This window comes from Aliarcobacter sp. (assembly GCF_041672065.1).
In the GTDB taxonomy this organism is placed as follows: domain Bacteria; phylum Campylobacterota; class Campylobacteria; order Campylobacterales; family Arcobacteraceae; genus Aliarcobacter; species Aliarcobacter skirrowii.
This window is the reverse complement of the sequence record NZ_JBAZAH010000007.1, coordinates 1-18,900: the sequence shown is the minus strand read 5'-3', so window position 1 is coordinate 18,900 and position 18,900 is coordinate 1. Positions and strand designations below refer to the sequence as shown.

At 27.1% G+C, this 18,900-nt stretch carries 20 protein-coding genes and 2 tRNA genes; 16 read left to right on the top strand and 6 right to left on the bottom strand.

The genetic code is table 11. The annotated features are described in order from the left end of the window. Positions 1-39: 39 nt before the first annotated feature. A tRNA-Leu gene (locus WC168_RS02085) sits at positions 40-124 on the top strand. Between the two features lie 32 nt (positions 125-156). Then, positions 157-233: transfer RNA gene (locus tag WC168_RS02080), tRNA-Gly, on the top strand. Between the two features lie 12 nt (positions 234-245). Here the strand turns inward: WC168_RS02080 and WC168_RS02075 are convergent. Further along, complete coding sequence (locus tag WC168_RS02075; protein ID WP_066349842.1) at positions 246-1,115, bottom strand: GyrI-like domain-containing protein; 870 nt, start codon at positions 1,113-1,115, stop codon at positions 246-248. 124 nt (positions 1,116-1,239) lie between these two features. On the opposite strand from WC168_RS02075, the gene WC168_RS02070 reads away from it, so the two are divergent. Genes WC168_RS02070 through WC168_RS02060 form a run of 3 tightly spaced genes read left to right on the top strand, consistent with a single transcriptional unit; the run spans position 1,240 to position 2,255 of the window. Next, positions 1,240-1,476 carry an OadG family protein gene (locus WC168_RS02070; protein WP_167540780.1) on the top strand — a complete coding sequence of 79 codons (237 nt, stop codon included), beginning with the start codon at positions 1,240-1,242 and terminating at the stop codon, positions 1,474-1,476. 18 nt (positions 1,477-1,494) lie between these two features. After that, positions 1,495-1,875 (top strand): biotin/lipoyl-containing protein, encoded by a 381-nt coding sequence (locus WC168_RS02065; RefSeq protein WP_279133190.1) that lies wholly within the window; start codon positions 1,495-1,497, stop codon positions 1,873-1,875. Positions 1,876-1,913: 38 nt separating this feature from the next. Further along, positions 1,914-2,255 carry a TRL domain-containing protein gene (locus tag WC168_RS02060; RefSeq protein ID WP_066158653.1) on the top strand — a complete coding sequence of 114 codons (342 nt, stop codon included), beginning with the start codon at positions 1,914-1,916 and terminating at the stop codon, positions 2,253-2,255. Position 2,256: 1 nt separating this feature from the next. On the opposite strand, the gene WC168_RS02055 is transcribed toward WC168_RS02060, so the two are convergent. From WC168_RS02055 to WC168_RS02045, 3 genes are all read right to left on the bottom strand, one after another. Further along, on the bottom strand, positions 2,257-2,958 hold the full coding sequence (locus tag WC168_RS02055) for a hypothetical protein (RefSeq protein WP_372617266.1): 702 nt from the start codon (positions 2,956-2,958) through the stop codon (positions 2,257-2,259). 44 nt (positions 2,959-3,002) lie between these two features. Then, positions 3,003-5,084, bottom strand: coding sequence for a methyl-accepting chemotaxis protein (locus WC168_RS02050; RefSeq protein ID WP_372617264.1), 2,082 nt, complete (start codon positions 5,082-5,084; stop codon positions 3,003-3,005). A gap of 61 nt (positions 5,085-5,145) precedes the next feature. Continuing rightward, complete coding sequence (locus WC168_RS02045) at positions 5,146-6,846, bottom strand: transporter substrate-binding domain-containing protein (protein WP_066356233.1); 1,701 nt, start codon at positions 6,844-6,846, stop codon at positions 5,146-5,148. A 151-nt stretch (positions 6,847-6,997) separates the two neighbouring features. On the opposite strand from WC168_RS02045, the gene tkt reads away from it, so the two are divergent. From tkt to chrA, 7 genes are all read left to right on the top strand, one after another. Continuing rightward, positions 6,998-8,914 carry a transketolase gene (gene tkt, locus WC168_RS02040; RefSeq protein ID WP_319086856.1) on the top strand — a complete coding sequence of 639 codons (1,917 nt, stop codon included), beginning with the start codon at positions 6,998-7,000 and terminating at the stop codon, positions 8,912-8,914. A 118-nt stretch (positions 8,915-9,032) separates the two neighbouring features. Beyond that, on the top strand, positions 9,033-9,443 hold the full coding sequence (locus WC168_RS02035) for an arsenate reductase ArsC (RefSeq protein WP_372617261.1): 411 nt from the start codon (positions 9,033-9,035) through the stop codon (positions 9,441-9,443). A 1-nt stretch (position 9,444) separates the two neighbouring features. Beyond that, entirely contained in the window at positions 9,445-9,756 is a 312-nt protein-coding gene (locus WC168_RS02030; protein WP_066347080.1) for a metalloregulator ArsR/SmtB family transcription factor, read from the top strand. Then, on the top strand, positions 9,750-11,000 hold the full coding sequence (locus WC168_RS02025) for an arsenic transporter (protein ID WP_372617259.1): 1,251 nt from the start codon (positions 9,750-9,752) through the stop codon (positions 10,998-11,000). The genes WC168_RS02030 and WC168_RS02025 overlap by 7 nt, the downstream gene beginning before the upstream one ends. A gap of 12 nt (positions 11,001-11,012) precedes the next feature. Further along, a complete protein-coding gene (locus WC168_RS02020; RefSeq protein ID WP_372617257.1) occupies positions 11,013-11,978 on the top strand; it encodes a permease in 966 nt (321 codons plus the stop codon). A gap of 3 nt (positions 11,979-11,981) precedes the next feature. Next, a complete protein-coding gene (locus WC168_RS02015) occupies positions 11,982-12,215 on the top strand; it encodes a thioredoxin family protein (RefSeq protein ID WP_066352885.1) in 234 nt (77 codons plus the stop codon). A 3-nt stretch (positions 12,216-12,218) separates the two neighbouring features. Next, on the top strand, positions 12,219-13,373 hold the full coding sequence (chrA, locus tag WC168_RS02010; protein WP_372617255.1) for a chromate efflux transporter: 1,155 nt from the start codon (positions 12,219-12,221) through the stop codon (positions 13,371-13,373). Between the two features lie 12 nt (positions 13,374-13,385). Here chrA and WC168_RS02005 read toward each other — a convergent pair whose 3' ends face one another. Further along, a complete protein-coding gene (locus tag WC168_RS02005; protein WP_066162979.1) occupies positions 13,386-13,790 on the bottom strand; it encodes a DUF350 domain-containing protein in 405 nt (134 codons plus the stop codon). A 106-nt stretch (positions 13,791-13,896) separates the two neighbouring features. Between WC168_RS02005 and WC168_RS02000 the strand changes: the two genes are divergently transcribed. Next, positions 13,897-14,373 (top strand): ankyrin repeat domain-containing protein, encoded by a 477-nt coding sequence (locus WC168_RS02000; protein WP_319057962.1) that lies wholly within the window; start codon positions 13,897-13,899, stop codon positions 14,371-14,373. An 11-nt stretch (positions 14,374-14,384) separates the two neighbouring features. Here WC168_RS02000 and WC168_RS01995 read toward each other — a convergent pair whose 3' ends face one another. Next, positions 14,385-16,316, bottom strand: coding sequence for an ankyrin repeat domain-containing protein (locus tag WC168_RS01995; RefSeq protein ID WP_372617252.1), 1,932 nt, complete (start codon positions 16,314-16,316; stop codon positions 14,385-14,387). A 280-nt stretch (positions 16,317-16,596) separates the two neighbouring features. On the opposite strand from WC168_RS01995, the gene WC168_RS01990 reads away from it, so the two are divergent. The 3 genes from WC168_RS01990 to pyrC form a co-directional block, all read left to right on the top strand. Further along, positions 16,597-17,730, top strand: coding sequence for an ammonium transporter (locus tag WC168_RS01990; protein ID WP_322897529.1), 1,134 nt, complete (start codon positions 16,597-16,599; stop codon positions 17,728-17,730). Positions 17,731-17,786: 56 nt separating this feature from the next. Then, positions 17,787-18,125, top strand: a complete 339-nt coding sequence (locus tag WC168_RS01985; protein ID WP_066162964.1) for a P-II family nitrogen regulator — start codon at positions 17,787-17,789, stop codon at positions 18,123-18,125. Further along, a partial coding sequence (pyrC, locus tag WC168_RS01980) for a dihydroorotase (protein ID WP_372617249.1) occupies positions 18,126-18,900 on the top strand: 775 nt, incomplete at its 3' end.

Genomic DNA, 18,900 nt, shown 5'->3' with positions numbered 1-18,900 from the left:
TTGGTTTAGAATACCAACTAAATTTTAAATTTATTTTATGCGGATGTGGTGAAATTGGTATACACGCCAGACTTAGGATCTGGTGCCTCACGGTGTGAGAGTTCGAGTCTCTCCATCCGCACCATCTAAAATTATATTTTAGATTCTTTTATTGTTGCGGGAGTAGCTCAGTTGGCTAGAGCTTCTGCCTTCCAAGCAGACTGTCGCGAGTTCGAGTCTCGTCTCCCGCTCCACTTTTAAAATCACTAAAAATCAATTGAAACAAAAAAACTAAACTCCAAATTATCATTTACAAAATCAAGATTTTCATATATTGCATAAGATGGTTTTGTAGTAGTTTCATATTCACTTTTTGGTAACCATTCATGATAAACCCATTGAATAAAAGGTAATAAATCTTCATTTTTGCATTTTAAATCAAATCTTGCATAAACACCCTCTGCAATATTAAATTTTGGAATTCTGTCACTTTTAACATCACAATCATCTTCAACAATTATGCAAGCAATATATTGACACTCTTCAAGTGGAGTGATTGTAGGATTATCATGAAATAAGGATGCTTTTTTATACTGTTTTATATTGTTTGTTAAAAGCCAAGTCTCTAACTTTTGCCAAGTTAATTCAATATTCTTATCATAACCTCTATTTCTAATATAATAACTCTCAATAGCTGGATTTTTAACAATAGTTGGAACTATTGAGTCAAAGTTAGTTTTAGATTTTAATGAAAATTTTGATTGGTTGATAATATTATTTGAATACTCTTTATAACCACCATTTTTCCACTCTTTTGGACTCATTCCAAATCTCTCTTTAAATATTTTAATAAAAGATGATTGTGATGAATAACCACATGAGTTTACAATACTAGAAATTGTTGAGTATTTATTTGTTAACAGTAAATTTGAAGCTTTTTGAAGTCTAATTGATTTTATACTTTCATAAATATTTCTTCCAAAAATCTCTTTAAAAACTCTATGCATATGAAATTTACTAATTCCCAAATCAATACTTAACTCTTCAATATCAATATTTGTATCTATATGTGTATAGATATAATACATAATATCGTTTGCAATATTTGTTCTTTTTTCTAAAGTCTCTTTTTTCATAATGATATGATAGCAAAATATATATAAATTTAGCACTATACAACAATTTATAAAGCACTTAAAAAGAAGAAGATTTTATTTATTTTTCATAGAATATCAAATCAAAAAAGGAAAAAGGAGAAATTTGCAAACTTTATTAGCAAACTTTTTTATAGTTATGGGAGTAGTATCTACTATTTTATTAATTGTTGGATTTTTACTAAAAGCAAGAGGTGTGACTTTTGTTGAGTTTTTTCCAAAAAATGAGCAGATTGTTCCTCAAAATATTGTTTATAACAATGTTATATCACAAAATGCTCAAATTGATTTAAAAAAAGTAGCGGCAATTATGGCAGCTATAAAACATCACACAAATAAATAGATAAATATAGGAGAAAAAATGGCAAATGGAAATTATACAGTAGTTGTAGATGGTCAAAGATTTAATGTATCGGTTTTTGAAGGAGATGTTCAAAATATTCAAGTAGCAGCTCCAGTTCAACAAGTTGTTCAAACACCAATTAACCAAGCACCTGTTCAAACAACAGCACCAAAAGTAAATTACTCTGGAACTGAAGCAACAGCTCCTGTAAATGGTAATGTTTGGAAGATTCTTGTTAAAGAGGGTGATAGAGTTGAAAAAGATCAACAAATTATGATTCTTGAAGCTATGAAAATGGAAATTGATGTTGTTGCGCCTGTATCAGGAACAGTTTCAAAAATTTTAACAGAAGCAAATAAGGCTGTAGAAGAGGGTGCAGTTTTAGCAATTATTTCATAAATTTTTGTTATAATTACGATTAAAATAAAGGAGAAAATATGAAAAAAATATTATTAGCATCAACAGTTCTTATTGCTACTTTTTTTACAGCTTGTAGCACAATTAAGGTAAAAAGTGAAGATACATCGTCTTTAATGAAGTATGATGGAACAAATACAGATTATTCAAAGCTTGATAGCTATAAAAAAGCTACTATTTGTAAAGAGTTTGTTATTGGAAAAGGTTATGTTGGAAGCAACTCTGTTGCTGAAGCTGCAAAAAATGGTGGAATATCAAAAGTAAAACATGTTGATATTCATAGTGAATACACAGAGCAAAGTGGACTTTTTTCATCAACTAGAGATAACTTTAAGCAGTGTGTTACTGTTTATGGTGAATAACTTATAGTAAGCTACTAAGCCATCTTTTTAAAAACTCTTTACGAGTTAAAAGGGTGGCACCTAAATCAAACTTATAGTTCATATATGGATGTCCTAAGTTCCAAAATAGAAATTTATTATTTTGTAAATAATTTGCTGTAAGAGTTAATTGAAGTTTTCCATAGTTGTTGTATTTTTTATCTTTTGAACAAAATCCACTTAAAGATGTATATATCTTTTCTATTTTATATCCAATCTCTGCTGATATTAAATTATCATTTTTATCATAAACTTCAAAGGTTAAAATCTTAAAATCATCACTTTTGTAATTATAAAAGATATCTTTTATTAATTTCTCATATTTATCTATAAGCCAATTATTTTTGTGGTATAAATTTAATTGTTTAAAAAAGAGTTCAATATTATGATTTACTCTAAAAATAAAATCATCTTTTTTTATAAGAGATTTTACTTTCTTACTAATATGAAGATTTTTAAAATCTAAAATGGCATATTCAAATTGAATTTCACATAATAGATAAAATATATTGTTTAATTTTATTGAAGTAGAAATAAATCCAGCCCTAGCTTGTAAAATATAAAACTCTTTTGAAAAATCTAAACTTACATAGTAGTTGTCTTCTTCGTTTTCATATATTTGATTTAATATATCAATATTTTTTAGATGGTTTGAATTTATTTCATATAGTAAGTTTTGAGGCATATGTTTACGTTATTTTACAACTAGAGAAAGCTTCTCTAGTTATATTAGAAACTTTCCCATTCATCATCACTAGATTTAGAAGGTTTTATCTCTTTTAGTTTGATATCTTTTTTAGGAAGCTCTTTCTCATCTTTTTTTTCTTCTGTTTTTTTAATAGATTCATTTTTATTTTCAGATTTTTTATTTTCAGATTTTTCAATCTTTACATTAGATTTTTTATACTCGTTTTCAATCTCTTGCTTTCCAATAAACTCTTTACTTTTTGAGTCAGATACAATTTTTTTAGCAACCATATCAGCATTTGTTGCAATTGATTTAGTATGAGCAGCAATACTTGCATTATTTTGAGTTTGTTGATCAAGACCTGTTACAGCATCATTTATCTGAGTAATACCAGCTTCTTGCTCTTTACTTGCTAATGCAATTTCATTTATAGTTTGAGTCTGTTTATCAATATTTTCAAGTAATTCTGTATATCCTTCAATCATTTCAAAGCTGATATTTTTACCCTCATTTGCTTTTAAAGTTGCATTTTCAACTATTAGTTTAATCTCTCTAGCTGCTTCTGCACTTCTACTTGCTAGGTTTCGCACCTCTTGAGCAACAACAGCAAAACCTTTTCCAGCTTCACCAGCAGTTGCTGCTTCAACAGCTGCATTAAGAGATAAAATATTTGTTTGGAATGCAATATTATCAATCACTGAAATTGCTTCATTAATTTTATTTACTTGGCTATTTATCTCATCCATTGCAGTTGTTGTTTGATTTGCTAAAGCTTGACCTTTTTTAGCTGAGTTACTAACTTCATTTGAAAATTTAGACATAAGTTCAACATTGTTTGCATTGCTAATTACAGTTGAAGTAATCTCTTCAAGAGCAGCTGCTGTCTCTTCTAAAGAAGCAGCAGCGGCATTTGAACTTTGATTTAAAACTTCAACATTGTTAAGAAGTTCATTTGAAGCAAGCTCAAGATTTAAACCTGTAGAGTAAGATTGTCTTAGTAAAGCAGAAATTTCATCTCCAAGTTCATTCATAGCGACAGCAATTTTTGCATAAGGGTTTGGAAATCTTGCAGTAAAATCATATTTTTTAAAGCTATCTATAACTTTAAGAAGCATATTTATATCTCTTGCAATTGTATGTTCTAAATAATATTGAAGTTCTAAAAGAAGTGTTTTTAAAGCTTTTAAATTTGATGTATCAGGCTCTTTTTCAATTTTTGCAAGCATATTTCCGCTTGAAAGCTCTTTTACGAAATTTTCTGTTGCATTAATAAACTCATCATCTTTTTTTATAGAGTTTTCAGTTTTTATAATATTGTGATTAATTACTTTTGCAATCTCACCAAATTCATCACTATTTTTTAAATCAATTAGTGTAGCGCTTTTGCTCTCTTCATTTAAGAAAGCAAAAAAATCTAAAATTCCATCTCTAACACTACTTAAAGATTTTATAATAAAGTTTATAGTTACTAATGTAAATGCCAAACTAATAGCCATAACAATAATTGCAAGAATAACGATAATTGTTAAAGCTTTGCTTGAAGATGATACTGAATTTTTAACCATATTAGTTGAATAATTTATAGTTCTTGTTTTTTGCTCATCTAAAAGCTTTCCAAAATTAACAGAAACTGGAATCATATTATTTACACTATCTTCATAGCTTAACATCAAAGATTCTATTTTACTCTCATCTTGATTGTTGATTAATTTTTTTAGATTATCATCAATTGGTTGATGTGATTTTTTCCACTCATTAAATGTAGCTTCTAAAGTATTAAAAGCCTTTTTACCAGCCTCAGTTTGTCTTGGTGTGCTTGCAAAGAATTTCCAATTTTTATCAATTTGTTCCCAAGTTGAATCTCTATATTCTTTAATATCTTGAAGATTTTTTTTGTAGTTTTCATCAACATTAACCGAAAATAACTCTTGAGTCACAGCTCTTATTTTGTATCTTAAAGTATCTAAATCGGTAATTGCTAGAAGAATAGGTATTCTTTCATCTGAAATATTTACTAAATCACTAGATGTACTTTTTGAGTTAAAATATGAAACAGTTGAAATCGTCAATAGTGATAAAATAAACACTAATGATAAAGATATTAATCTACTTTTTACAGACATAAATTCCCCTTAAAATAAAGTTTTATATTATAACTAAATCAAGATAAAATATTTAACAAACCTACTTATCAATAGATATTGGTATATTTATAGAGAACTCTGCACCAAAGTATTCAACACCATTTTGTAAGAAACTACTATTTTTTACGGATAATTTTCCATGTAGATGTTTTGTAACAATTTGTAGCGACATATAAAGACCAATTCCCGTTCCTTGGCTCTTGTGTTTTGTTGTAAAGTATGGTTCAAAAACTCTATTTAAAATCTTTTTATCTATTCCACCACCGCTATCAGAAATTGTAATAATAAGATTATTATTTAAAATCTTAGTTTTAAAATATATATATCTTGAATCTATATTTTTATCTTTTAAAATATCAATTGAATTTGAAATTATATTTAAGATTACTTGCATCAATTCACTCTCATAACTTAGTAATTCACTATCTTCAATATCTTCTACTATAGTTATATTGTGTTTATCTATGCTACTTTTTAAAAGCAAAATTGATTTTTTTATTGTATTTGATATTAAAAACTTATTAATCTCTTTTTCAGATGAGAAAAAATTCCTAAAATCATCTATTGTATTTGAAAGGTGTTGAGAAGCATTATTTATAATATCTAATGATTGAAAAAACTCTTTATCTTCTAAAATTTTCATCTCTTGTTTTAATTTTAAAGAGGTTGCCATTGTTGAGATTACAGATAGTGGTTGTCTCCATTGATGAGCAATATTTTCAAGCATTTCGCCCATCGCTGCCATTTTTGCTTGATGATTTAAAAGATTCTCTTTTTCAATTAAATCTCTACTCTTTTTTTCAACAAGAGTTTCAAGATTTTTATTTATTTCATGAAGAGATTTTGTTTTTTCATTAACCAAATTTTTTAGTTTGTTATTTAAATTTTTTAAAATATAGTTTCTATATAAAAATGCAAAAGTAATTAAAAATATAGCAGCTAAAAGTAACCAAATAATTGTATAGTCAAAATTAGTTTGAAATTGTACATTATTCCATCTATTTACAATATCTAGCACAGAAGATTCATCTATATTATCTATTGCTTTATTTAAAATTGGAATTAAAATTTCATAATCATCTCTTATCATAAATTTAAGCTCATAATCTAAACCACTATTACCAGTTATTTTTAAATCTTTAAAACTATATTTAGCTATATTGAAGTTTAATACAGGTTTTATATCAATAAATGCAAAAACTTTATCTTTTGAAACTAGTTCTAAGCCCTCTTTTACACTAGCTACTGGAGTTAAACTAAGGTTTGGATATTTCTCTTTTAGAAGATTATGAGCTGTAAAATTATTTCCTACTGCAATTTTTCTATCAATTATTTCATCAATATTTTCTATAAAATTTTCATCTTTTTTTGTAACAATAGATATTGGAAAAGTTAAATATTTATTTGAAAAAAGAGCATAATCTTTTCTTTGTGAAGTCTCTCCAGCACTAAAAATTATATCACTCTCTTTTTGTTTGATACTAAATAATTGTTTATTAAAATTTGTAAAAAATATATTTTGGGTTTTAAGATTTAATTTTTCAACAATTAGTTTCCAATACTCATAAGATATTCCCATAGGTTCATCTGATTTCTCTTTAAAACTAAAAGGTTCCCAATTTGTAGTGATAGAAATTTTAAAAGTTTTATCTTTTATAAAATCTTCCTCTTCTTGAGTAAGAATGATATTATTTGAGAATAGTGTTGTAGAAAGTAAAATGGTATAAATTAAAAATTTCATATAAACTCTCTTTTTTAACAAGAATTTTAAATTATATCAACATTTTTGCTTAAATTTACAAATTCTTAAAAAAAATTAGAGAAAATATCTTAAACATAGTTTAGATATAATCGTTTAAAATTTCAAAAAAACATTAGAATATAGGATAATTATGTCAAAACAACTATTACAAAAACAAGCAGATACTATTAGATTTTTAGCTGCTGATATGGTACAAAGAGCAAATTCAGGACACCCTGGAGCTCCTATGGGAATGGCTGATATTGCAACGGTTTTAAGTAAACATTTAAATATAAATCCAGCAGATGAAAAGTGGATAAATAGAGATAGATTAGTATTTTCAGGTGGTCATGCAACAGGACTTGTTTACTCTTTGCTTCATCTTTGGGGATTTGATGTATCAATAAATGACTTAAAAAATTTTAGACAACTTAATTCAAAAACTCCTGGGCATCCTGAATATGGACATACTCATGGAATTGAAATTACAACTGGACCACTTGGACAAGGAATTGCAAATGCTGTTGGTTTTGCAATGGCAGGAAAATATGCTCAAAATTTATTGGGAAAAGATGTAATAAATCATAAAGTTTACTGTTTATGTGGAGATGGAGATTTACAAGAGGGAATCTCTTATGAGGCAACTGCAACTGCAGGGCATTTAAAACTAGATAATCTTGTAATAATTTATGATAGTAATTCAATAACAATTGAGGGTGATACAAGTATTGCTTGGAGTGAAAATGTTAAAAAAAGATTTCAAGCTATTGATTTTGAAGTAATAGAGATTGATGGACATAATTTTGATCAAATTGATAAGGCTTTAATATCTGCAAAATCTTCAACACAGCCAGTTTTGATTATTGCAAAAACGGTTATTGCAAAAGGGGCTGTTACTCTTGAGGGAAGTCACCATTCTCATGGAGCTCCTTTAGGTGCTGATGAGATTAAACAAGCAAAAATAAAAGCTGGATTTAATCCTGATGATGAGTTCTTTGTAGCTGCTGATGTAAAAGGTGCTTTTGATAAATTAATAGTTGGAAGTACAGCTCAAAATGAGTGGAGTGAAGCTTTAAGTAAAGAGATTAAACAAAAAATTGAAGAACTAAGAAATCCAGATTTTTCAAAAATTGTTTATCCTACTTTTGAAGCAGATTCAAGTGTTGCTACAAGAGATTCAAATCATAAGATTTTAAATGCAATTGCAAGTGCAATTCCAGGATTTTTAGGTGGAAGTGCAGATTTAGCTCCATCAAATAAAACTGAATTAAAAGGAATGGGTGATTTTCCAAATGGAAAAAATATTCATTTTGGAATAAAAGAACACGCTATGGCAGCTATTACAAATGCAATGAATCTGTATGGATTGTTTAGAGTTTATAGTGCAACATTCTTTGTATTTAGTGATTATTTAAAACCAAGCGCAAGAATAGCAGCACTGGCTTCAATTCCACACCATTTTATTTGGACACATGATTCTATTGGTGTTGGAGAAGATGGACCAACTCATCAACCAATTGAACATTTAGGACAATTTAGAGCGTTACCAAATTTCTATACATTCAGACCAGCAGATGCAACTGAAAATGTAGAGTCTTGGAAAGTAGCACTTAAAATGAAAGCTCCAACAGCATTTGTTTGTTCAAGACAAGGTTTAAGAGTTTTAAAAGATGAAAAAGCCTATGGAGATGTTTGCAATGGTGGATATTTATTAAAACAAAGAGAAAATGCAAATATTACAATAATGGCAAGTGGAAGTGAAGTAATGCTTGCTCTTCAAACAGCTTGTGCGCTTGAGAAAGAGGGAATAGTTGCAAATATAGTTTCTGTTCCTTGTTTTGATTTACTTTTAGAGCAAAGTGAAGATTATATTAATAAAATTATTGATCCAAAAACAAGAGTTTATGCTGTTGAAGCCTCAAGAGCTTTAGAGTATTATAAATTTGCAGATGTTGTATTTGGAATGGATACATTTGGTGCAAGTGGACCAGCTGATAAACTTTTTGAAGAGTTTGGATTTACAATTGATAAATTAAAAGCAAAAATCGTAGCTGACTTTAAAAAATAAGTAGCAAGAGAAGATAGATATTTCTATTTTCTCTTTTATTAAATATTATATATCAATATATCTTGATATATAATATTTAATATGATAATATTCTTTTTTTAAAATAAAGGAATAAAAAATGAGCAAAAAAGTTTTAATTTTATGTACAGGAAACTCTTGTAGAAGTATTATCGCTGAAGCTTTAATAAATGCAAAATTAGATGGAATTAGTGCCGATAGTTCAGGAGTTAGAGCTAGTGGAAGAGTAAATTTAAATGCTAAAAAACTTTTAGAAGATAAAGGAATTTGGAAAGAGGAGTATCATTCAAAAACTATTGATAAAGTAATAAACAATGAGTATGATTTAGTTGTAACTGTTTGTGACCATGCTTCCCAAACTTGTCCAATGTTTCCAAAAGCTGTAAAAGTTATTCATGTAGGTTTTGAAGATCCAGATGGAAAAGGTTTTGAAGCATTTGAAGCTACATACAAAGAGATTGAGGAAATTTTACTTCCAAAAGTTGTTGAAGCTTTAAAAGAGAAGAGATGATATGGATAATTTTTTACAAACAATAGGTGCTATAAATGATGAAACTAGAGTTAAGATACTGAATTTTATAAACATTCATGGTGAAGTTTGTGTTTGTGATATTGAAAACTCTTTTTCAATGATACAGTCAAGGGTATCAAGACATCTTAAAATTTTAAAAGATGCAGGGTTTTTAAAAGTAGATAGAAAAGGTCGATGGGCTTATTATAGTATTAGAACACCTTTAGATATTTTTAGAGAATCTATTTTAAAAGAGATAAGTTATTTACAACTTGACATTCCAATTTTAAAAAAAGAGTGTGATATATGCTAATTGCTAGTTTAATATTTATTATAACTTTAACTTTTGTAATTGTTCAGCCAAAAAATATTCAAATTGGAACGAGTGCTATTTTTGGAGCTTTTATTGCACTTATATTTGGAGTTGTAACTTTTAGTGATGTTTTGGATGTTACAAATATAGTTTGGGATGCAACTTTAGCATTTATTGGAATTATTATTTTATCTTTAGTTTTAGATGAGATTGGTTTTTTTGAGTGGGCAGCTTTAAAGATGGCAAAGTTTTCAAATGGTAGTGGAATAAAAATGTTTATCTACTCAATTTTGCTTGGAGCGTTCGTTTCAGCTCTTTTTGCAAATGATGGAGCAGCTTTGATTTTAACTCCAATATTATTAGCAAAAATGAGAATATTGCAACTAAACCTAAAAACAATTATCGCTTTTTTACTAGCAGGTGGATTTATAAGTGATAGTGCATCACTACCTTTTGTATTTTCAAATCTTACAAATATAGTAACTGCAAACTATTTTAGTATAGGTTTTGCACAATATTTCTTTGATATGATAATTCCATTTATTGTAAGTGTTATAGCTTCTACAATTTTTTTATGGCTAATTTTGAGAAAAGATATTCCAAAAACTGTTGATATAACTTTATTAAAAGAGCCAAAAAGTGTAATAAAAAATATGAAACTCTTCTATTTTTCATGGGTATTTTTAGCATTTCTTTTATGTGCCTATTTTTTTGGAGATGCTTATGATTTACCTATTTCAATCTTTGCATTAGGTGGAGCAACTATATTTTTAATTATTGCAACTATTTCAAAATCTGTTGAACCTCTGAAAATTATAAAAGAAGCGCCTTGGCAAGTTGTATGGTTTAGTATTGGACTTTATATTGTTGTTTATGGTTTAAAAAATGCAGGATTAACTGATTATTTAACGCTTGTTTTAAAAGAGTTAAGTGTAAGAGGTGAGACAATTGCAGTTTTAGGAACAGGTTTTATAGCAGCATTTTTAAGTGCAATTATGAATAATATGCCAACAATTATGATTATGGATATAGCTTTAAATGATATACAAAATCAAGCTATGATTTATGCAAATATTGTTGGATGTAATCTTGGACCAAAAATGACACCATTTGGTAGTCTTGCAACTCTATTATGGCTTCATGTTTTAGCAAAAAAAGGTGTAAAAATCTCATTTGCACAATACAGCAAATTTGGTTTGATTATCACACCACCTGTTTTATTTATAGTGCTATTAGCAATTTAAAGGATAAATTATATGTTTGATTGGTTAGTTAATTTAAGTGCGGTATTTGTATTTGATATTTTAGGATTAGAAAAAGGAAGCCACATAGGTGAGGCTTTACACTTTTTTATTTATGACACTATAAAAATATTTATACTTTTAATTACAATTATTTTTTTAGTTACATTTTTACGAAGTTATTTTCCTGTTGAGAAAATAAGAGATTATTTAGTTGGAAAACATAAAATCTTTGGACATATTTTTGCAGCATTTTTTGGAATGCTAACACCTTTTTGTTCTTGTAGTGCAATTCCACTTTTTTTAGGTTTTTTACAAGCTAGAATTCCTTTGGGAGTTACTTTTTCATATCTAATTTCAGCACCACTTAGTGATGCGGTTGTTATTGCTTTACTAATTTCACTTTTTGGTTGGAAAATTACTTTACTTTATGTAGGTTTTGCTCTGTTAATAGCAATTGTAGCAGGATTAATAATAGGAGCTTTAAATTTAGAAAAAGAGGTTTTAATAGAGGTAAAACCAATAAATAGTTGCTGTGGAAATTCAAATGAAGATAGAACTTTAATATCTTCAAGATTAAAAGAATCGTGGGAATATACAAAGGATATATTTCTAAAAATATATCTATATGTAATTGTTGGTATTGCAATTGGAGCATTTATTCATGGATATATTCCAACTGAGTTTATAAGTAAATATGCAGGTGGAGATGTTTGGTATGCACCAATAGTTGCAGTTGTTATAGGAATTCCTATGTATTCAAATGCAGCTGGAATTTTACCACTTGTAGAGGTTTTAACACAAAAAGGTATGTTAATTGGAACTGCACTATCATTTATGATGGCAGTTGTTGCTTTAAGTCTTCCAGAAGCTTTGATTTTAAAAAGAATTTTAAGCTTGAAGTTAATAGCAATCTTTTTTACAGTAGTAGGTCTGGCTATACTTTTAGCTGGTTATTTATTTAATTATTTATTAGGATAAAAGATGAAAATAGAGATTTTAGGAACAGGTTGTACAAAATGTAAGGCTTTAGAAGAGGCTGTAAAAAAAGCAGTTGCTCAAATTGGTGGATTTCATGAAGTTAAAAAAGTAGAAGATATAGTTGAGATTATGAACTATGGTGTTATGAGTACACCAGCACTTGTAGTTGATGGTGAAGTTAAATCGGTTGGAAAATTACTAAGTGTTGATGAAATTGTAAAAATTTTATCAAAATAAATTATGTTAAATTTAATAGATATTTTTTACAGATTTCTAATATTAGGACTTTTTAGTTTTGGTGGACCAATAGCTCATATAGCTTACTTTAAGAAAACTTTTGTAGATAGATTAAAATGGCTTGATGATGAGAGTTACACAAAAATTGTAGCTCTTAGTCAATTTTTACCAGGACCTAGCTCTTCTCAAGTTGGATTTACAATAGGATTAAAAAGAGGCGGAATAGTTGGAGCAATTTTAGCTTTTATAGCTTTTACTCTTCCATCTTTTATATTTTTATATCTTATTTGGTACTTTGGAATATTTCAAGATGATAGTGCATATATAAATTCTATTATTTATGCATTAAAACTTTTTGCCGTTGTAATTGTACTTGATGCAACAATTAGTATGTTTAAAAGCTTTTGTAAAGATAAAATTACAATATCTATCTTCTTTTTTGCATCTATTTTACTTATCTTTTTTAGCTCATTTTTTAATCAAATTTTTATTTTAGTTTTATGTGCAGTTTTTGGTTTTTTATTTATTAAAAGTGAAGTTAAAACTAAGGAAAAAATTACTCTCCCAAATCTTTTCATATTATTCATATTTTTAGCTCTTCTGTTTTTAGCTTTTACATTTCAATTTAAAAATGAGCTAATAAATCTATTTTTTAATTTTTATAAAAGTGGTAGTTTAGTTTTTGGTGGTGGTCATGTTGTTTTACCAATATTGCAAGAGAGTTTAGGTGAAAAAGTTATAAATGATACATTTTTAATTGCATATTCACTAGCTCAAACAGTAAGTGGTCCTATGTTTACAATAGCAACTTATTTAGGAGCTGATATTATAAAGCAAAGTCCACTTTTAGGAGCAATTATTGCAACTTTTGGAATATTTTTAGGTGGATTTTTACTAATACTTACTTTTTATAAAAGTTATGAAAGTTTTTCACAAAATGATAAGTTATCAAGAGTTATAAAAGCAATAAATGCTGCAGTTGTAGCTTTATTATTTGCAACATTAATAAACACAATTATTCCAAGTGCAATTTACTCTTTATTTGATATCTTAGTTGTAATTTGTGGATTTGTTTTGATTAGATATTTAAAAGTTAATATTTTTTATATTATCTTTGTTTTTGTAGCTATTTTTTTAATAAAAGATTTTTTACTTTAGAATCAATGAGTTTTAGTAACTCATTGAACCTGCATTTAACAAACCAATAGAGATTGATAAACCAGCCATTAATATTCCAACAGGAATAACACCTTGAGAGATTTTTTCTGTAAATGAAAATTTACCATTCACTCTTGTAACAATAAATGCAAAAATAAGTTGAATAACAATAGCAACAACTCCCCAAATAGCAAAATCTATATATGAGATAGAGTTTGATAAAGCACTATATAAAGGTATTGAAACACCAATAATTGCACCTGAAAATCCTAAAGCCGCTGCAACATTTTTCTCTTCAAATATAAGTTTATAATCATCATATGGAGTTACGATTGCATAAAGATAAAGAAATGCAACTATTAAAATAAGAGCTGTAAAGAAAAATCCTAGAAAACTTAGAAATAGATTTATTTCCATTAAAAATCCTTTTTTTATTTTATTTTATCGAAAATCTAATAAAGCTTAGCAAACTTTAATATTAACTATATTATGATATCAATTATCATTAATATAAGGATAGAGTATGTGCAGTAATTTTGTTTTAAAAAGTAGAGTCTATAATATGAAATCAAAAGAGCTTTTAGAAGGATTAATTTTAAAAAATGATTGGGATAAAATTATTCAGATTTTAAATCTAGGAGTTGCAGATATTAACTACAGAGATTGTAGAGGTAGAAATATTTTATATTATGCTATTGCTAATAAAAAATATGAATATATAAAGCCTCTTATTGATTTAGGTATTAATTTAAAAGTAAATTTTCATTTAAGTGCACTTAATTTTGCTGTTTGTTTAGATGATGTTAGAGCTATTGAAGCTTTAATAAAATCTGGATTTGATATAAATGATGTTGATGAGTTGGGGTGTTCAGCACTTATTTACTCTATTTTATATAACAAAAAAAGAAGCATGGAGTGTTTATTAGCACATAAAGCAGATACACAACTAGAAGATTTTATGGGAAATTGTGCAAAAAATCTACTAGAAAAGAGAAAATAGTTTAGTATTATTTATCTTTTTGATATATCTATATTAAATTCAACAATCATATTAGATGCTAGTTTACTAAGTGCAACTTTCTCTTTTGTGTCTGTTATTTTAAAATTTATTGCAAGAATATTTTTATGAAATTTCTTTAAATATTCTAAAATTTTAATAGATTTAGGTGCATCATTTTCTATCTTCGCTCCAAGTGAAATTAGTTTTAAAGTTAAATCAATTTTACCCATAAATGCACAATAATTTAAAGCATTAACTCCAAAGTTATCTATTTTATTTAAAATTTCACTATCTTTTTTATGTATTAAATCAATATATTTTTCTGCATCATTAAATATTGCTGTATGAATTAAAGTTTTACCACTTTTATCTAATATATTTACAGAAGCACCATTTTCAATAAGAAGTTTTACTAAACTATCTTTTTTATTTATCATACAAATTGATAAAGCTGTTTGACCATCACTATTTTGTTCATCAATATTTATACCAATTTTAATTAAATTTATTATAATTTTTTCAACTGTATCCATACATTTTTGATTGTTTGAACAATTTTTCATAACTAATTTATGTAAAATTGTATTTTCTTGGCTATCTTTTTTATTAAAATCTATTTTTGATAATCTTAAAATTTTAAATAGAGGAAAATTAAAATTTAAAATTGAAGAGAAAAATAGTGGCTCATCTTTTGAGTTCAAATCATCTAAACTTAAATCATATTTTTCTATAAATATTTTTAAGAGAGTTTTATAATCATACTCCTTATCTAAATATTTTTTTATATTTTCATCTATATTTTTATTATTTTCAAAATATAAAATAGAGTTGATTAAAATTTCAGCAACTCCTAGATTATATCTATTTTTATAGTTAATATTTGCACCATTTTCAATAAATAAATCTATTTGATTAATATTTTCATAAGCACCAAAAATTAGAAAAAATAGTGGAGTCAATCCTTTTTTATTCTGTTTATTTAGATTTTGCTTCTCTAAATTATTAAAAACAAAATTTATTAAATCTATATTTGCACTTCTTGCTATTTCAAAAATAAATGTTTCTGATTCATTGTTTAAACTATCTTTATCTATATTTAATTGGAACATTCTTTTTATTAAATTTACTTGAGATTCTATGCTTTCACTATCTTTAATAGTTTGTAAAAACTCTATTGCATACATCAATATATTTTTACCATCACTATTTTTTAAATTTAGGTTATAACCTTTTTCTTCTATTTTTTTCAAAATCTTATAGGCTTTTTCGCCTTTTGTTGCAAGATGAAAAATATAACTTATTCCATTATTATTTTGTCCAATAGGATCAGCACCATAATCTATTAATAAGCTTCCAATATCTAAATTTTCTAAAGCATTAGAAAGATGTATTACGCTATTTTGTTCTTTATTTTTATGATTTAAATCTATTTTTTCAAGTTTTAAAATCTCTTCTATTAGTACTAGATTCCCACTATTTACAGCATCAAATAAAACATTATTTCCATTTATATCACTATTTTTCAAAGATATTGTTTTTTTTAATAAAAATCTAGTTATTTTGCTATTAGCATTAAAAATAGACTCTTGAAGAGCAGTTCTTTTATTGTTATTAAGATGATCTATATTTGCATTTTTTTTCAAAAGTGATTCTAGTATTTTTTTATCATCACTATAGATTGCATAAAATATTGCTGTTTCATCTAAACTATTTTTTAATTCAGTATTAATATCATTTTGAATTAACCATAAGGCGCTGTTTAAAAGATTTTTTTTGAGACAAACTATTAGTATAGGTTCATCATCAACAAATAGTTTGTTTAAGTTAATATCTGATTTTTTATAAATTTTATCTAGATTTTCTTTATTTATATTTGGATTGAGTAGCTCTTTAATAAAATCTTCATCTGAATATCTATTAAAATTAGATAAAAATTCTAGCATATCATTCCTATTGTTTAAAATTAAGTATAAATTATATAGTAATATAAATAATTTTCAAGTTAATTTCTATTAAAAAAAGAATAAATGTAACAAAAAGAAACAATTTGTTTTTTTTAAAATAAAAAAATATAATTTTAAGTAAAAAGTAAGATTTTTTTATCTTGGTTTTATTTTTTTTTGGTACAATTTTCGCGTCCAGCGCTGGAGTTTATACTCAAAAAAGGACAAACATATGGATTCTCTATCCTTCATTATTGACACACTTTACGTATTGTTTGCAATGACATTAATCATTTTTATGGTTCCTGGTTTTGCTATGCTAGAAGCTGGAATTGTAAGAACAAAAAATGTTACCGCTGTCTTAACTATAAATATTCTTATTTATGCAATCGCATCTTTATCTTTTCTTCTTTTTGGTTATTCACTTGCTTTTGGCGACTTAGGAAGCGATACTGTGAGTAAATATGCAGTTTTATTATTTCAAATGGCTTTCGTTGGAAAGGTTATTAATATTATGAGTGGTGGTGTTAGTGAAAGAGCAAAGGTAATCCCTTTGATGATTTTTACTGTAATAATGGCTTCACTTCTATATCCAACTGTTGTAAATATAACATGGGGTTCAAACTTTTTAGAAGAAACTTTTTTAGATTTATCAATGTATGATTTAGCAGGTTCTACGGTAATTCATAGCACTGGAGGATGGGCACTACTTGCAGCTATTTTAATAATTGGTTCAAGAGAGGGGAGATATTTGGAGGATGGAACAATTAAAGCAATACCAGCTTCTAATATTCCTCTTGTAACTCTTGGAGCTTTTTTATTATGGATTGGTTGGTTTGGATTTAATGGAGGAAGTGTAGGCTCAATAACTTCACAGGAAAATGCAAATTTAGTAGCTCTTACAATATTAAATACAAATACTGCTGGTTTAAGTGGTGCAATTATGGTTGCAATTATCATGCAGATAATGTATAGAAAATTTGATATAACAATGATTTTAAATGGTGCTTTGGGAGGATTAGTTGCAATTACTGCTGGTCCAAATTTATATGATATTTATACACCTATACTAATAGGTTCTATTGGTGGGATATTAGTAGTTGGTGGAGTTTTTATGTTTGATAAACTAAGAATTGATGATCCTGTTGGAGCTTTATCTGTTCACTTATTAAATGGTATTTGGGGTACAATTGCAGTTGGGATTTTTGCTTCAAATGGTGATGACATAACACTTTTAGGTCAATTAAAAGGAGTATTTGTAGTAGCAGTTTTTGCTTTTATTAGCTCATTTATTGTGTTGTATTTAATAAATAAAATTATACCTTTAAGAGCCAGAAGAGATCAACAACTACAAGGACTTGATGTTGAAGAGTGCGGAATGGAAGCATATCCAGAATTTAAACGAGCATTTTAATAATATTAGTTTAATAAAATTTCGTTAAAATAATTGAACTAAAAAAAGGATTAATATTGAAAAGAATAGAAGCTATAATCAAACCATTTAAATTTGAAGATGTAAAAGAGGCCTTAGCAAAAGCTGGAGTTGCTGGTATGACTGTATCTGATGTAAAAGGTTATGGAAGACAGCAGGGTCATAGCGAGCTTTACAGAGGAGCTGAGTATGTTGTTGATTTTTTACCAAAAATTAAAATAGAGTTAATTGTTGCAGATGAAGATGTTGAACGTATAACAACTGCTATAATTGATGCTGCGAAAACAGGTAAAATTGGAGATGGTAAAATATTTGTTTCACCAATTGAAAAAATTATAAGAATTAGAACAGGTGAGTTGGATGAGGAAGCTATTTAAATGAGTAAAATATTTGTTTTAAATAAACCTTTGGATATGCACTTACATTTAAGAGATAATGATATGTTGAAGTTAGTGGGTCCACTAACTTCAAATAGTTTTAGTGGAGCTTTAATAATGCCAAATTTAGTTCCTCCTATTACTTCAAAAGATGCTTTATTATCTTATAAAAGTAGAATTTTAGAAGCTTGTAAAGATGATAATTTTACTCCATATATGACACTATTTTTTCAAAATAACTATAGTTTTGAATTTTTAGAAGATATTAAAGATGAGATAATTGGAATCAAACTTTATCCAGCAGGAATTACTACAAACTCTGAAACTGGAGTTTCTTCTATGGATATTGAAGTTTTAAGACCTACTTTAGAAAATATGAGCCATCTTGGAATTCCTCTTTGTATTCATGGGGAAACAAATGGTTTTGTAATGGATAGAGAAAAAGAGTTTATGCCAATTTATGAAAGTTTGGCTATTGCTTTTCCTAATTTAAAAATAGTAATGGAGCATATTACAACAAAAGATGCTGTAGAGCTTCTAGATAAATATCCAAATTTATATGCAACTGTAACTTTACATCATCTATTAATAACTTTAGATGATGTAGCAGGTGGAATGCTAGATCCTCATCTTTTTTGTAAGCCAATTGCAAAAAGACCAGAGGATAGAAATGCACTTTTAAATGCAGCTTTAAAAGCTCATCCAAAACTTATGTTTGGAAGTGATAGCGCTCCTCATCCAAAACATAAAAAAGAGTGTTGTGGTTGTGCAGCAG